General features: G+C 39.2%; 9 protein-coding genes. 4 read left to right on the forward strand and 5 right to left on the reverse strand.

The genetic code is table 11. The features are described 5' to 3' along the window. Positions 1-6,185: beta strand repeat-containing protein (locus CXF85_RS12695; RefSeq protein WP_157829099.1), on the reverse strand; the 6,185-nt coding region annotated here is incomplete at its 3' end. A gap of 983 nt (positions 6,186-7,168) precedes the next feature. Between CXF85_RS12695 and CXF85_RS12700 the strand changes: the two genes are divergently transcribed. Then, a complete protein-coding gene (locus CXF85_RS12700) occupies positions 7,169-9,505 on the forward strand; it encodes an aminotransferase class V-fold PLP-dependent enzyme (protein WP_101229031.1) in 2,337 nt (778 codons plus the stop codon). 181 nt (positions 9,506-9,686) lie between these two features. Here CXF85_RS12700 and CXF85_RS12705 read toward each other — a convergent pair whose 3' ends face one another. The 3 genes from CXF85_RS12705 to CXF85_RS12715 all read right to left on the reverse strand — a co-directional run bounded on the left by CXF85_RS12705 (position 9,687) and on the right by CXF85_RS12715 (position 12,865). Continuing rightward, complete coding sequence (locus tag CXF85_RS12705; RefSeq protein WP_101229032.1) at positions 9,687-10,748, reverse strand: hypothetical protein; 1,062 nt, start codon at positions 10,746-10,748, stop codon at positions 9,687-9,689. Positions 10,749-10,828: 80 nt separating this feature from the next. Next, entirely contained in the window at positions 10,829-11,881 is a 1,053-nt protein-coding gene (locus CXF85_RS12710) for a hypothetical protein (RefSeq protein ID WP_101229033.1), read from the reverse strand. 366 nt (positions 11,882-12,247) lie between these two features. Continuing rightward, on the reverse strand, positions 12,248-12,865 hold the full coding sequence (locus CXF85_RS12715; RefSeq protein WP_101229034.1) for an HdeD family acid-resistance protein: 618 nt from the start codon (positions 12,863-12,865) through the stop codon (positions 12,248-12,250). Between the two features lie 365 nt (positions 12,866-13,230). Between CXF85_RS12715 and CXF85_RS12720 the strand changes: the two genes are divergently transcribed. Further along, positions 13,231-14,262: a lipid A deacylase LpxR family protein gene (locus tag CXF85_RS12720; protein WP_232771184.1), complete on the forward strand. Its 1,032-nt coding sequence runs from the start codon at positions 13,231-13,233 to the stop codon at positions 14,260-14,262. 97 nt (positions 14,263-14,359) lie between these two features. Here CXF85_RS12720 and CXF85_RS12725 read toward each other — a convergent pair whose 3' ends face one another. Continuing rightward, positions 14,360-15,250: a LysR family transcriptional regulator gene (locus CXF85_RS12725; RefSeq protein WP_101229036.1), complete on the reverse strand. Its 891-nt coding sequence runs from the start codon at positions 15,248-15,250 to the stop codon at positions 14,360-14,362. Between the two features lie 210 nt (positions 15,251-15,460). On the opposite strand from CXF85_RS12725, the gene CXF85_RS12730 reads away from it, so the two are divergent. After that, positions 15,461-15,715, forward strand: coding sequence for a glutaredoxin family protein (locus CXF85_RS12730; protein WP_101229037.1), 255 nt, complete (start codon positions 15,461-15,463; stop codon positions 15,713-15,715). 32 nt (positions 15,716-15,747) lie between these two features. Next, positions 15,748-16,686: an alpha/beta fold hydrolase gene (locus tag CXF85_RS12735; protein WP_101229038.1), complete on the forward strand. Its 939-nt coding sequence runs from the start codon at positions 15,748-15,750 to the stop codon at positions 16,684-16,686. Positions 16,687-16,941 lie beyond the last annotated feature (255 nt).

The following is a 16,941-nucleotide window of genomic DNA, read 5'->3' on the forward strand; positions in this document are numbered from 1 at the left end:
CCTGCAATAGGCGTGAACGATGCGCTAACCGAACAACTCGCTGCAATGGTACCCGTAGTATAAGTATTACCCGATAAACTGCCATCACAGCCAGTGACCGCACTAATAAAATAACCACTAGTAGGTGTCACCGTAATTACCGTTGTAGTACCTTGATTCACCGTTTGTGTTGCTGGAGAAATTCCGCCACCAGTACCCGCAAGGGCTGTTACTGTGTGCGTAATTGGTGTGAATGATGCGCTAACAGAACAACTAGCAATAATGGTATCAGTTGTATAAGTCCCCCCGGATAAAGTCCCATTACAACCAATGACCGTATTAATGTTGTAATTGACATCAGGCGTAATAGTAAATGTTGTAGTCTCACCATCAACAACCACTCTAGATGCTGGATCTATTGCCCCACCAACTTCAGCACTTGCATTAACTATATGACTGGTAACGTCAGCAAAACCATTATGATCTCCGATGAAACCTTGCGACACTACCGTCACTAAATTATCATTATCTCCAACGGTTTGACTCCAAGTAGCATTTAAATCACCTGAGCCTGGCTGAACCTCTAAATACCAATCACCTACTTTTACTACTTGCTCAAAATAACCACTGTTATTAGTTAAAGCAATAAAACAACCTGCACTATAGACATTAGAACAATCATCACCATCTTGATGAATATTAACCTGAACATTGGCTAACGCTGTATCCTTGCCAGCAACATAACTATTTCCACTAGCACCTAACCGGTTAAAGACATAACCGGTAATAACACCATAGCCATCCCCAAGTATGGTGACATCTTCCGCAGTGGTTGTTAATGGCTGGAATGGTTGCAATCCTATGTTGTTAGGGAGAACAATATCAAGTTCATTTTGATAAGTAGTCGCCCCCATATCATTACTGACATCAACATTAAAGCTGATGATTAACGTGCGATTAGCGGCTACGGTTAAATTAGACCAAATAGGTTGAGAATTAGATACATCGGCACCATCAAACGAAGGTTCAGTTGATACGCCTCCAACAGTTGCCGAGTTAACTTGATAGGAAAAACCATTTACCAATATATCGGTAACACTGATGTTATTTATATCACTAGCTAAAGAATTGGTTAGTTTTATTTGATAAGTAGCGACTCCACCGGTAGCAACATAACGAGTTGATGTTGACTTTTCAATAACCAAGCCACCAATCGAAGTAACTACACTTGCACTAGCATCGGCAGCATTATCGGCACTGACTGTTGCGGTACTGGTAAATGAACCTTGACTGCCATTAGGGAATACAGTAACACGCTTAGTCGTAAATTCACCGGCGGCTAAGTCACCAACATACCAACTCACATCACCTGAATTACCTATAGTAGGAGCCGAATTAGCGTTAGGTGAGCTAGCATAATAAGTTAATTCTGCTGCTAATATATCAGTTAAGCTTACATTCGTTGCGGTAGCATTTCCCGTATTTTTATAACTCATCGAAAAGGTGATACTGCCAATAATATCGGTTCCTGACGTTGCCGTTACCACTCGATCTAACTCGAGGCTATTGGAAGATATATTAACGATAACTGCTGGAATACCATCAACCTTTATCAATTGATTTAAACTAAATTGATCGGTTTTATTCACATATACCCGCGTACTATTACTTACATCGGCCGTTACTGTAGCGGCAGGATATGCGGTGGTACCTGTTTGGGTTTTTAACAAGGTTAATACTGGTGCTGCATCGGCAGATATAGTGGCGGTGCCTATGGCATTCAGTGCATTAGCCGCACTAACTGTTGAAATAAAAGTGGCCGTGGTATTACCGCTAGACAAATTATTACTCACTTTTCCTTTAAAGCTTAATGAAGCCGTAGCCGAAGATGCTAAATCGCCAAGAGTGTAAACCACGCTATTATTGATGGTATCAAAACTGCCAGTCCCCACTGACGAGGTAATAGCACCAACAAACTGTATATTAGCTGGAATAGGTGTAACAACTTTTACACTAGTAGCACTAACTGAACCATTGTTAACGACCTCTATGTCATAGGCCACTTCACCGTTAGGGCTTAAACTAGTATTAGGAGAAGCAGTAACCGTTATATCTAATAGCGGATTGCCGGTAATGGCCACTGCGACTAAATTACTAGTCACCGATGATAAAGCACTACCTGTGGCTGTCGCATCATCATTAATAACGGTGATACCCGCAAGTAAATTACTAGTACTGACAGTCATTGAATAAGTATATGTTTTTGAGGCGCCTGCGGCTAAGTTACCAAGCGTCCAACTGATATCATTACCTGACGGCAGACATGAATCACTACAGGCGGAATATTGAAAATAATCAGCGACAGGTAATGTATTTGCTATAGCAACTCCCGTTGCGTCTGCTCCACCTATATTGGTAACGGTTAAAGTATAAATAATAGTATCACTAGGTTTTAGGCTTGACTTATCTGCAGATAAACTCAATGCAAGCTCAGCGACAGCACTACTGCCACCTCCATTGTCACCAATAACGGCAGTTTCAGCCGAAGCCGTTACACTAGCGGTTTGATTACTGGTAATTGAGGAATTGGCCGTTAAAATATCTCCTCCAGCGGTACCCGCAGCAACCTCACCTTTAAGATAGACCGTACCTGAACCACCAGCTAAAACAGTTCCTAATGAGAACGTATGGCTTACGGTCGCAGAACAAGTATTCCAAATACTGCTATCTGTTAAATACTGACAACCAGTAAACCCTGACGGTAAATTTGCGACTAATTGACTATTATCTGCGGGAAGTTGGCCACTATTGGCGTATGTTTGTGTATAAGTAAGCGTAGGCGTGCTAGCTGCAGCAATGCTGGTATCGTCGACTGACGTTGATAAAACTAAATTTGCTGGAGGGGTTACACAAAAAGTTGAACTAGCAATACTTGCATCTACTGAACCGTTAGAAACGCCATTGACAACAGTGCCTCCGTATTGAAACTGTGCCTGTAACGTTTGGCTATTATGATTTGATTGCGCTTCATAAACCCATAATAATATGTGATTTTTCTTTAGTATCCCCGTAGGAACAATCGTTGTGGTTAACGCCCCTGTTGTACTACCGCCAAAACTATCAACTACCGGCGCAGCAATAGCCACTCGATCGCCTGTAATAGTGTCGTAATCATAAACAGAAACCCTTAGGTTAACGGCCTTACCATTTGCTCTATCAACAAAAACAGTACTGGTTAAAGAACCTCCAGCGAAAGAGACATCTTGAGTACTTATTGGACTTTGGTAAAATCGAATAGCTTCAATAAAAGCATTTCCACTTTTAGAAGGCGCCGTTATGGTAACTGAACCGCCTGTATCACTAGCGGTTGGAATAGGCGATGATTTTGCTAATCGCTGAATAACGCTATCATTGCCAACACTTCCAGAACCATCGAAACCAACATCGCCCCAGATATCAGTAAAATAATAGCTATTACAAGTCTGGCCATTGATGCCAACATTGACCTCAGCATTCACTTGAACACCATCGGTCCAATCAATAGTCGCTTGGTCTGTAGTCGGGTTTAATGCAGTGAAGGGATCAGAAACATTAACCGTTAAGGTGACACTACCGCTAGCACCCGCTGCGACAGAGGCGAGATTCCAGCTAGCAACCCCATTACTTTCACTACAAGATGTAGAACAAGAAAAGTATGTTAACCCCTCAGCGATAGTATTATTGACAATGACATTGTTGGCTGTCGTATCACCATCATTTTTGTAAGTTAACGTATATTCAATCGTACCACCCGCATCAGCTTGAATGACATCTGCAGCTACAGATAAGGTCATTAAAGCTGGGCTGGTAACACTCAGTCCCGTTACCGCAACCTTTGTCGATGCATTATTATCTATTATCGAACTATCGGGTGCTGTGACCGATAATAAAGCACTACTAGTTAACGATGTTAAACTCCAGGTATTAGCAACCGTAACGGTATAACTGACACTACCAGAGATACCTGCAGCTAATGAGCCTAAGTCCCAGGTAATTTCGTTCCCTGACAAGTCGCATGTTAGACCAGCCGCGCAAATTACATAGTTAATGCCACTCGGGAGAGTAGATGTAATACTCGCATTAGTAACGGGTACGACCGAGTCATTAGCATAATTGATAAAGAAAGTGATTTCCTCTATACCATCAGCCGCAACACTGAAACTACTGGGTATAATAGCCAGTGACATGCGGGCTGAATCAACAGAAATTGCCACAGGGCTACTTTCGAGATCACCAAATGATGTCAGTGAATAGGCATTATTATTATAAGTACCTGATACCGTACTTGCCGTTGCATCAAAACTTAGCGTCAATGACTCCCCTGCAGCTAAAGATACCGGTGAAGATAACGTCCATGTTAATGTTTGCCCTGATTCGCTTGGTTCAACTGGAACGCCTGCAGTTGAAGATGACTGATATGAAAAACCATCAGGTAAAACATCAATAATATTTGAAACCACAATAGCAGAGTTGTTATTGCTAGGATTACTTACCACAACGCTATAACCAACGGTACCGCCACCTGCAACACTGGTCGCATCCGCTGTTAATGAAATAGTTGGCGCTAAGCCACAGGCATTAATAGCCGTGCCAAGAATCGCTATTTGTTGCCCTGTTACTGCGGGATTACCGTACCAATTTTCTGAACTACTATTTGCTAATACAGGGGAATGCTGGGGAAATAAACTCTCTTGCCCATTAACCCAACTGCCAGCGATATAGATTTCGTTTACACTATCTCCTGATAAATAAGAAATCGTTCTATTATCAATACCAGAAGCAACCATGCCATCATCAACTTGGCTGTTATCATCAAGTGCTTGCACACCAATTAAAAACTTACCTTTGGGCAAGCTGGTTGCATCCCACGACGCCGACCAAGAATTTAATGTTCCTGCATCAAGCGCACCCGTTGTATTTGTTTTTATCCACTCGCTATCGGTATCTGCTGCGGTTGCTTGACCATCACCATTTGCATCATACCAATAATAAAAATCAACACTTTTAACCGATGGGATAACAACACCATCTTGTAGGGCTAAAGTGTCCTGAACGGTCGCGTTTAATTCATAAGTTCCCGGACATGTATTCGGAGAAACAACATCGACACTCGAAATTATGGGTTGGCTATAGGGTTTACTTTGATTAAATGACAGGTAGTCACCAAAGGGTGCAGCCACACTCGGATCAGCCAACCACTTTTTACCTATTGCGCAATCTTTTTGTAGTGGGTTATTTAAACTGTTAGCACTACAAAACATCATTGAAATTGGCGTATCACGGGTAATGTTTGGCCCTTTTTTACCTGATGAGTCAAATTTTTCAGAAGCATCAAGCATTTTTATCGGGATTTGATAATCAATAAAATATTCAGTACAAGAATTGTGAGTGACTACTTTTGCTCGGGTAGTTCCATAATCCCAGCTAGTTTCAGCGGCGCCATTAGGCCAATTTTCTGTAGGTGTTAAACTATCAGCAAAGTTGAGTATTTTATCATTATCACCAATAAAAGCCGTTGGGTTATGGCCAAGTAAATGGATATTAGGATCATTAACATAATCTAACGAATGGCTTGAGGTGTCTCCCCAAATGCCTGAAATTAAATCGATTGCTTTCGCAGGGCTACCACTAGAACCATTTAAATGTGCGGCTAAAGAGCGATAACCAGAACCACCTAAATCGAAAAAAACTGTCCATAATGCGGATGACCAAGGCGCGGTAGCACCCGCAGAGCCGGAATTTTTACCGGTGGCATAAGTGTGAGCTGCTGCCTCAACACGCCAGCGAAACATTAAAACATCATCGGCCTCAGTGGTACCTTGACGCATTGAATAGTAGATACTGGGTAACGACTTATCAATACACGACGAAGCAACATTGACATAACTTTGTGGTGATGTACCACCATTAGAAGGATCTTTTGTTCTTGGATCGGCTAACTGATTTTGAAATCGAGTGTAAGGTTTCCACTCACCACAGTTTTCAGCACAATTGATTGCATCATTAGGCTCACTTGGCCATGCAACGGGCTCAAAATGAATTGCCGAACCCGTGCCATTATTCCAAAGAGGAGGGTATGGTTCCGCATTACTAACAAACGACAATAAAAACACCATAAAAAAGAGACTAATATTTAATATGGTCGATTTTTGTTTCTGAATTGGCACTGATAGATCCTTAGTGTTCAAAGAATAAATTTGACTAATATTTAAAATAAAACAGGTAGTTCAGAGGTGAGTATTAGAAGAGAGGCTTAATCCATTAACTACAACACTGTCCATACATGAAAATATAACTCAATGATTATATGGATACTTTTTTAAAAAAGTATGATTTTTGATTATACCCACATCTTGCACCAACATACAATTACTAAAGCACACACTTAGACACATTCAGACACAATAAACTATGCTAATAAAATCAATCGTGAATGATGAGTAGTTAGATAACAAAGGCTAATAGCCTAATTACGCAAATGGTGTAAGATCACTTCGCTCGTAGTATTGGTTTGCGGTTTATCCCCATAAAAATTTCCGCAATGTAAGCATAGAGTGATACTGCCCTCAAACTCAGCTATATACCCGTTACCATTCAAGATGCAGGTTTCAGAGTGCTTGAGCAATTTCAATACAAGACGCACCTTTGTAGTAATGGTTACTCCCTTACAAAAAGGTGCAACGATGTAGTGATGTTGCTCAAGCGCTTCTTCGATGGGTTTAAAATGACTTTATACCGCGTTAAATAACCAAACCATAGAGTGACTATGTTTAGATTATTTGCCTTGCCTAAAGTGATTTTAATTCCCACTGAAATCCTGCACTTTGATTGGTAACGGGTATATATAAATTAGCGGTTGCTCTACAGAACATACTTCCCTGCTGAGAATATTAATTTTTACGATAAATTCATATTCGTCTTCACAGTAGAGGTTACGTTAACGCTGATATTTTTCTCTTATATCGATAAAATTTAAATTTTAATTTTAATTTATGGTTGTTTATTAGAATACTATACCTTTACATTGTGTTTTTATAAGGCAATACGCAAAAAAAAACCGACAACACCATGAAATAATTAACTTATGTACAACATTGTTAATGACTGACCTTTCTCAGTAAATATTAACAACATAACTTGAGAGAATTTCATGACCCTATTAACTAAAAATACAACACAACCTCTTAGTTTGATTTACCTAGATGCTAATGCCACCACTCAAGTTTTACCGCAAGCGGCAGCAGCCGCTTTATCGACCATGGAAACACTTTTTGGCAACCCAAGCAGTAGCCATATTACCGGCCTTCAAGCAAAACAAATAATGGATAAAACCAGGCAACAAGCTAAAAATATTGTCGGTGCTGGAGCAGGTAAAATTATATTTACCAGTGGCGCAACTGAAGGTATTCAAACCGCTATTTTGTCCGCATTACTGCATGCTAAAAAAACACTTAGTATTACCGCTAACAATACTAAAGATTATTGCCTTCTATATGGTGCAACCGAGCATAAAGCGGTGCCAGAGTCTCTTAAGCACTGGAATGAAATTCTTGAAATCAATGCCGAAGTAAAAGCGATTCCCGTCGATGCAATGGGACAACTTGATATGGACTTCATCGCTAAAGAGGTACCAAATGCCTTGATGATTTGTACCATGGCCGTTAACAATGAAACTGGCGTTTACCAAGATATAAGTCTATTAGACGAAACCATACGGTCCAATAACCCAAGTACAGCGTGGATGGTAGATTGCGTGCAAGCGTTAGGTAAAACAAACGTAGACTTAGCACAAACCAGTATTGACTATGCCCCTTTTAGTGGCCACAAACTTTATGCCCCTAAAGGTATTGGTTTTATGTACGTTAAAGAAAACGCCCCCTTTACCGCTATTATTGCCGGTGGCGGTCAAGAAAGCGGTCTACGTTCTGGCACCGAAAACTTACCGGGTTTAGCTGCGTTAAGCGTAATATTTAGTATGTTGTTAGGTGAAAGTGAATCTAGCTTTGCTCCAGTAGAAACCTTACATTTATTTCGCCAACAAATAGTGTCGGCATTAACACAAGCTTTCCCTGACATTGTTTTTAATCATAGTTTTGAAAACTCAGTAGCAACCACCATTAATTTTGCGATTCCTGGTTTTAGCTCTAAAGAGATTATGGATTTATTCGACGCGGCAAATGTTCGCGTTAGCTCAGGCTCAGCTTGTAGCTCTAAAGTAACACGTAGTTTCGTTTTAGATGCCATGGGACTGCCTGCGTGGCAAAGTGAATCAGCTATTAGAATGTCTTTTGGTCCCGCAATGACTCAAGAGGAAATTGACATAGCTTGTAGCCGAATAGTTTCAGCTGCTCAAGCATTAGGACAAAGTTGTTTGACTCTTGATACACATATTATGGACACGAATAACATCACCGATAAAATTGAGCTAGATGGTCTTGTGCAATTTAAAGTGGGCGGCAGTTGTAGCTGGTTATATGTCGACAAGACAACTCAAACAGCACTGTTTATTGACCCGTTAGCTGAAGTGACTGAACGCCTACAAACATTACTGACTTGTCGAGGACTTGATTTAATCGCGGTTATTGATACCCATGGCCATGCAGATCATGACTCTTGTCGTACAAGCATCGCAAAAGAGTGCTTAGCCAAGCAACAATCTGACGCACTTGGCTGGCCAACTGAGGCGAAAACAGCAACCATTGATAATCAAGAATACCAATACATCACTATCGGTGATAAGTGGTTAGTTAAAGTCGTAACACCTGGACATACTGATGACAGCATTAGCTTATTATTGTGCGAACCAGTCAGTGATTCAATAGAAAAATTACATGTACATTATGCTTTTTGTGGTGACTTAATTTTAATGGACAGCCTTGGTCGAACAAACTTTTCAACCAGCAGTGCTGCAGATATGTATTCAAGCTTACAATTAGTGAATAAACTTATTGGCGAGGAAAGTCTTATTTGCCCTAGTCATGATTATCACAACGAATTCACTACCAGTATTGCCACAGAGATGGCACGTAACTCGCTACTCAACCAAGTAATGAAATGTGAAATAAATACTGAAGAGTTCTCTATTGAAAAAGTAAAAATGGATAAAAAAATTATTGATGAGTCAGGCAGTGAAATTATGTGTGGCGCGCTCAGCAGTACTTTAGGCGGTGCTTGCCAGAAAGTTGTAGTACGTGAATATAACAGCGTCAGTTTAACTGAGGCAGTAAAACAATCAAATAAAATGACCTTGATTGATATTCGTGAACCACATGAATACGCACTACAACACGATGAAAAATTCACAAATAATGTGCCGTTGACTCGACTAGTTCAATTTGTACAAGAGCATCAACAAGATAAAAAACAAGAATTAGTATTGGTCTGTCGCAGTGGTAGTCGTTCTCAATTAGCTGCTCAAGCCCTAGGTCGGTTAGGTTTTGAAAATGTAGGACACTTGAAAGGTGGTTACGCTTTACATCAGTACTAATCACTCATTCGAATATACATATTCAAGGTGACGGTGCGAGATACTACTCAAGTGATTTAAGACTTGGCGAAAAACGTTACGTACTAATTCCATTATATTAGGGTGTGTTAACTACCTAAATACAGGTCTGTTGATAGCGATAGAAAACATATTTTTTATCGCTATCACACATGCTATTTATTCATCCTCCTTCAGCCATATTTTGTAATAGTCGTAATCGTTGTTGCTCCTGTTCAGAAGGTTGATAGTCGGTATCACTTAAACTAGACACCTCAAAATCTTTGATTACATATTTTTTAATAGCGCTATCACCATATTTTTTTGGCTTACCGGGTGCTGGCGACATTAACTCAATTGAAAAGGTCGATAAATAAAAGGGCCCTTGTTTCTTTTGCAATACTGATTGATGCGCTTTTAAATTTATATGTGCATTACCTTTATTGAGTTTTTCTTTACTTACTAAATGTGCGATGGGTTGGTTGTTCACATCAAATAAGTTTGCCCTAACTCGATAAAGGCCTTTCTTTCTTGTGGTTAAATTAGCTTGTAGCACCATATCTGCATCTTGATTAAATGCTGAATTGAACCCTTCTAGGGTAGCGACTGAATCAACATATTTTAGCGCTAGCGCAATAGTAATATTCTTACCATTCACCGCCGCTTTTATTGTCGCTTGCAGTTGCGCTGGGAAATCTTGTTTACCGTCCAATTGTGCATACCAACCATTTTCATCCTGTTCAAATTTACTGGTTAATAACACCTTTTTGGTAGTAAGGTCGATAAGTTGAAGTTCAGCATTATCAATATTTTCTCCTGTAAGCGTAGCTAACACTTGTTCTGGATAGGTATAACGATACTTTGATAGTGCAGCAGTGACTTGAGTGCCATTATCGTCGACAGGAATAGATTGAGGATTGAAGTGGTTTGGCTGCAAACGATCAAAGTCATTGTCGCTTAGCGGTTGAGAGTACGCTGGAAAGTTTAATTCTGCGGCATACGCTTTAGCGACTAATGTAGCAGAGTCATTCGAAGTGATCTGTTCTGCCGTTGCTGTAAGTAAAGTCTTAACTTTAACAGCATTAGCTGGCAGTTTTTTGTCTTCTAACTGTGGCATTTTTATAAGAGTTTCATTAGCAGTTTCTTGCTGTTGCTGCTGCTGCTGCATTGAAGGCCAAAAAAGCCAAACAGTGACAACAACAATACTCATTGTCACCATACGTTTTAAAAATTTGGTGTTTTTCATAATTCATTCACTTTCCTGTTTAATGGGCTGTTGAAATCTCATGATTTACCTCGAAATAATAACAGCCATTAATATTTGTATTAGTTAGGAATCGCGTCATAAATTAGCGTTGACATACTGTCATTATTTGAATTTTCTACGTATAGATAATTGCTTTTCCAAAGCCACCAACCAGAAGTTTGGGTGTAGGTATCAAAATGAATACTCTCGCCGGATAACAAGTTTTTCTGATTACTTGCTGCGGTCACTTTACCTTCCTGCTGTGGTTCAAGTAATGAGCCATGGCTATAGTCTTCACCCATAAGCATCGGATAGTGATATGGCATAAAACCTGAAACAGCATTGTTTTGATTAGTAATTTTACCGTTAAAGGCTACTTGCGAACTACAACTGCCAAAATGTCCTTGGCGATTACCGCCACATGAGGAATGGCTGCCAACAACACCGTCGTCATGACCTTGAATAAATGGGCTAGTAACGCCTAAGTATTCACTTGAATCACCAACAAAGCGTAAACGAGGAATTCTAGCATCAGGTAATGGTGCAAGTTGTCTCGCATTATTAACTTTTAAATCATGCAGCACGCCCATTTCATCGCTAAGATCGCCACCTAACCAAGCCTCTAAAGCCGCTTCGATAATAAAGGTCCAGCTTTCTGTATTTTGCGCAACACTTACCGCTAAGTCGGCAAGTTCACTACCACCGCCAGCACCGGCAATATCAAAAGTAGCAACGATATTAAGTGGTGCTAAGCCCGCATTATCTAACCACGTTTCTTGGTTCTCAATAATATAACGCGCCACTAAATCACCGGTAGAATGAGTGACAAATATACAGCCCGGATCACAGAAGTTACTTTCAGAAAAAGATTTTAACTTTGGCCAAAGATAATCTGTTGCAATTTTACCTTCGATTCGTTCATAGGAGGGCCAATCTATACGGGCATCGCTGAGGTCATTCCAATAACCTTTCCAATAGTTTTGACCACTTTCTGTGACATTACCGTCGGATATTAATTGTTGTGGCTGTAAGCCATGGATAAGCACTATTTTATATTCTTTGCTGTATGCGTCAGTTGAACAGAACGCTAAGCCGAGAGCTACAATAGCAGCTGAGATCTTGATTATATTCATATTTTCCCCAATCATTTTTTATAATTATTTTTATTTCGTCATATTTTTATTATTGCCAATCAACTGGTCTGACGTTAGACCAGTCAAAAATCACAATAGATTAGTGGTCGTTTTTTATCCATTAACTAATTATTTATAATGGAAATAATGAAAATAAACAGGGGGCATAGTGGTCCGATAGGTATATATAAATAGGAGGTTATAGGGGTTTTATAGACAAAAAATGATATGTGAATGTGTTCGGTTTCAGCTTTATTTTTTACATCAAATAAGACTGAGCAGATTAATAGTATCCCAGAAAATTAAGCCAATAAAAAAGCCAGCATAATTGCTGGCTTTATATTTAATGCCTAACAGTAGTAATTGTTAGTTAATCAACTTCTCTTGGGTTTTATTTATTTGGTTAGCAATACTTAATAACGCTATGCCATCAAAAATAAAGGTAACGCCAATAATAAGACCAATAATCCATGCACTGGAAAACGGCCAATTTGTCAGCACAACAACACCTAGCACAAGCGTAATAAAACCATTTAATAAACTAAAAACTTTAGCCGATGATTGCAACTCAAAAGAAAGTACCATGGAACTAAAACCACTAATTAAAAAATAAATAGCAATTAATAAACCTAGTACCCCAAGAATGATGGCTGGATGCATAAAAATAATAAGCGCTAATGCCGCCAAAACAAAAGGCTTAAACCATAAAGACATGTGTTGTTTTTTATTATGCCAAGCATTCAAAGCAAGTGCTAAAGAGGCTAATAAAAAAATTCCGCCGACAAAAGTATTAAAGGCCATGCCAATAAAATTGGGCAGCAAAATACTTAGAACACCAATGGTAATCATCACCATACCAATCACTTTCGTATTTTTTATAAAAGCGAATTTTAGCTGCTGTGCTGGTGTTTCTCGCGTTATTTCAGCTGCAGTTTCGAATTTTTCTTCAGGTGTTTTTTCTGAACTAGGTGCGCTATCTGTCATGGGAGGTTTATCCTTAAATTGACACATTACTTTTTGTTAAAACTAAAGTAACAGAAGCGGATAATAAACTGTATTTATTATTTAAAAGATATTAATCGTCATTTTACTGCTATTCCCTATTCCTGCACCTTCTTGAGACGATCGGTTTCAAAGTTAAGCGTAATGGAAGCATCGACTGAGTTGGTCCTTGATAACATTTGTCTCAGGATGAATGAGTTGAAGTCTATTCGCTTCTTGAATATTGAGTTTATTTAATCGCGTTCAACATGAATAACCATGGCTTAGCCAAGTGTATTTCAACAAACATCCTAAATTATTGAATTTTAAATTTCATATATTTTGTAAATAATTTTGGATTAGTCGTTATGAAAAAAATACACTTTGATTTCCATTCAGCAGGCACTTTCATCAATGTCATCGTCATATGCTTGGCAATAATAATGGCATTTTCTGTTGTCGCACAAGAATATAACACCGACAGTATCAGCTTAAGTCTTGATAATGATGGTTTACTTGGCTCTGATAGAGGTTATACCAATGGCCTATTTCTCAAATATAACTCTAATAGCACGGTAGATATAAAAGAGAAATCTCCCTTTATTCTTAAAACTATCGGTAGTTTGTTGCCATTACAGCAGCAAAGCAATAAAGGCTGGGGAATCACTGTTGGTCAACAAATTTGGACACCAACCGATCTAACGTCTCCCTTTGAAGGGGAAAACGATAGACCCTACACAGGTTTTTTATTTATTGAGGCCAATGTATTTGAATTTTCAGCCGAGTCAGCCAATAAGTACAGCTTAATGTTAGGTGCTGTTGGTCCTGATGCTTTTGGCGAGAATTCACAAAAATCTGTTCACAGTTTAATTGGATCCCCAAAACCTATGGGCTGGGGCAGACAAATTGAAAATCAAACCGTCTTTAACTTTTCTTATGAAGGCCAGCGACTACTAACCCGATCAGCAGGCTGGTTTGATAAAGATTATGATACGGGATTGTCGGGTAGGATTAATGTAGGTAACTACCAAAGTGAAGTTGCACTAGGCAGTACCATTAGATGGGGTGAAAATTTAGAGGAAAGCTTTGCAAGTGTCGGGGTTATGCCGGGTAATTACATTGACCCAAGCGTATTATCAAAAAGCCGGTCGGGGCAATTTTATTATCTTTCAGTAGAGGCACGCTATAGATTTCAAGATATTACCATTGATGGCGCACGCCCTAAGCACCTATTTGATGTGCATACTGAGCATTGGCAAGCAACAATATCTACTGGTGCTGTTTATTATCAAGAGTCATGGGGTCTAGCCTTAAGCATTATCACTAGCTCACCAGACTACGAAGAAGATCTGCGTAATTACAATGCTACTGCGTCAATTGAAATGTTCTGGCGTATTTAACAACAAATGTAAGCTTCAATCTTTATAGATATCCATAACTGTATCTATAAAGATTATCAAAAGGGCAATGCCCCTATATTAAGGAATTATTGCATAGCTATTTTTTAGAGAACTCCTCTAGTACAAAGTCGATGAAACAGCGTACTTTTTTAGCCACATATTTACGGTGTGGGTAAATAGCAAACAGACCAAACTCTAACGTAGTATATTCTGGTAATACGCTTAACAGCCTGCCGTCGGACAATGCATCTTCTACAATAAAATTCGGTGTCATCGCAATACCACCATCAGCAATGGCTATTTCTCTTACCGCCTGTGGGCTATTTACCGCCAGCGCAGAGTGCACATTAATAGTTTCTGCTTGCCCTTTGGGAGAAATAAACGGCCATTGTTTACCAATTCTAAAGTTACTATCAATAATACACTGGTGTTTTTCAAGCTGTTCAGGTGTTTTAGGTAACCCATATTTATCAATATATGCCGGTGATGCTGACAAGACTAAAGGAAAATTAGTTAAGTGCCTTGCTATCATATTGGAATCATCAACACCGCCAATACGTAAACGTACATCAATGCCCTCTTCCAACATGTCAATCGCGCCATTGGTAAGAATTAATTCAACCGTTAACTCTGGATATAAAGCGATAAGCTTGGGCAATAGTGGCGCTAATTTCATTTCACCAAAGGTTACCGGTGCACTAACTCTTAATAAACCGCGTGGTGTTGTTTGCTCGCCAGTAACGTTATCTACCATGGCAGAAAATTGCTCTAACAGGGTAATAGCTTGCTCATAATATCGTCGACCCGATTCAGTTAATGCTAACTGACGTGTAGTTCGGTTAAAGAGCCTGATACCTAGCTGCTTCTCTACCTCTCCCACGTACTTACTGACTAATGCTTTTGATATACCAAGCCTGTCACTTGCCGCAGTAAATGAGTTTGTTTCAACCACTGCCACAACCGTTTTTAATCCATCTAACGTATCCATAAATCTCGCCCTTTACATATCTAACAACAGTCTAATAACAGCCTTACTACTGTCTTACTGCTGTCCAATAACTGATTAAGTCCAAAATAATTGTCAACACTACGTTGATAATCATTCAACATCAACCCTATTTATCAATACAGTGTTGAGATACATAATAGCTTCATCAACAACAAAACAGGTTATAGAAAAACTCAAGCGGAGAGGTAAATGGCAAAGATAGAAATATATACCCGACCAGGCTGTGGTTACTGTACCCACGCTAAACGGTTATTGACCAACAAAGGATTGGATTATGTTGAATACGATGTTTATGAAAACCCAAAATACATAAAACAGTTACAAACAAGAACAACAGGCAGGACATACCCACAGATATTTATAGAAGACATTTCAGTGGGTGGATTTACTGAGTTACTAGAAAAAGAACAGTTCGGCTTATTAGCCACAAATTTACAAAAATAGCACTTACAACTTACATAAAATAGGAAAGCACCATGAATAAGTTAACTACATTAATAGCAACCGCTGGCGTATTACTACTAGGTTTTAGCTCAATTAATCACGTAGAAGCAGCACAAACTTTACATAAAACCATTAAAGTACAAAACCAAGATATTTTTTATCGTGAAGCAGGTAGCGAACACAAAAAAACAATTGTATTACTACATGGTTTCCCAACGTCGTCACACATGTATCGTGACTTAATTCCTAAATTAGCAGAAGAGTATCATGTTATTGCCCCGGATTATCCTGGATTTGGTAACAGCTCTATGCCAGCCCTTAGTGAATTTGAATACAGTTTTGATAACTTAGCCAAGATTACTGATGCCTTTCTAGCAAAAGTGGGTGCTGAAGAATACACCATGTATGTTATGGATTACGGCGCACCTATCGGTTTTAGAATTGCAGCAGCACACCCAGAGCGAGTTCAAGGACTGATCATACAAAACGGTAATGCATATGATGAAGGTTTACGTGACTTTTGGGACCCGATTAAAGCCTATTGGAAAGATAAAACGCCAGCAAATGCCAAAGTGCTTAAAGATAATCTGTTAACTATTGGTGCAACCGAATGGCAATATACTAATGGTACTCGAAATAAAGCAGCGATTAGCCCTGATAACTGGATTGTTGACCAAGCTAAACTAGACCGTCCAGGTAACAAAGAGATTCAGTTAGAACTATTTTACTCTTATGGTACTAATCCAGCACTTTACCCACAATGGCAGGCCTATTTTAGAAAGCATCAGCCAGCAACATTGTTAATGTGGGGTAAAGGCGACTATATCTTCCCTGAAGAAGGAGCACATCCATACAAACGTGATTTGAAAAACGTGGACTTTAATATCTTAGACACAGGCCACTTTGCCTTAGAAGAAGACGGTGATGTTATTGCTAATCACATCCTTAAGTTTATGAAAAAGAATAACTAGGACCTTACAACTGATAAGCAGATCACTTTCCTTTGCGCTGCAGAACCCCATTTTATTTGCAGCGTTTTTTTATTACTTACCTAATAAGTAAAGCGGATAAATAAAGGTGATTAGACGTATGGTTTCACTTTATAGACGTCTAGTTGCCTTTATTACCTTGTTATTACTTACATTATAACTTCATTCATTAGATCATAAGATCATAAGATTGACTGAAATTTATATTTTCTTAACTCTGATTAAACGTACTTTTAT

The sequence above is a fragment of the Colwellia sp. 75C3 genome, from assembly GCF_002836255.1.
Lineage (GTDB): Bacteria > Pseudomonadota > Gammaproteobacteria > Enterobacterales > Alteromonadaceae > Colwellia.

What these genes read in the sequence shown, in the direction of transcription:
- CXF85_RS12700 (WP_101229031.1), top strand. Translation starts at nt 7,169, where the DNA reads ATGACCCTATTAACTAAAAATACAACACAACCTCTTAGTTTGATTTAC.
- CXF85_RS12705 (WP_101229032.1), bottom strand. Translation starts at nt 10,748, where the DNA reads ATGAAAAACACCAAATTTTTAAAACGTATGGTGACAATGAGTATTGTT.
- CXF85_RS12710 (WP_101229033.1), bottom strand. Translation starts at nt 11,881, where the DNA reads ATGAATATAATCAAGATCTCAGCTGCTATTGTAGCTCTCGGCTTAGCG.
- CXF85_RS12715 (WP_101229034.1), bottom strand. Translation starts at nt 12,865, where the DNA reads ATGACAGATAGCGCACCTAGTTCAGAAAAAACACCTGAAGAAAAATTC.
- CXF85_RS12720 (WP_232771184.1), top strand. Translation starts at nt 13,231, where the DNA reads ATGAAAAAAATACACTTTGATTTCCATTCAGCAGGCACTTTCATCAAT.
- CXF85_RS12725 (WP_101229036.1), bottom strand. Translation starts at nt 15,250, where the DNA reads ATGGATACGTTAGATGGATTAAAAACGGTTGTGGCAGTGGTTGAAACA.
- CXF85_RS12730 (WP_101229037.1), top strand. Translation starts at nt 15,461, where the DNA reads ATGGCAAAGATAGAAATATATACCCGACCAGGCTGTGGTTACTGTACC.
- CXF85_RS12735 (WP_101229038.1), top strand. Translation starts at nt 15,748, where the DNA reads ATGAATAAGTTAACTACATTAATAGCAACCGCTGGCGTATTACTACTA.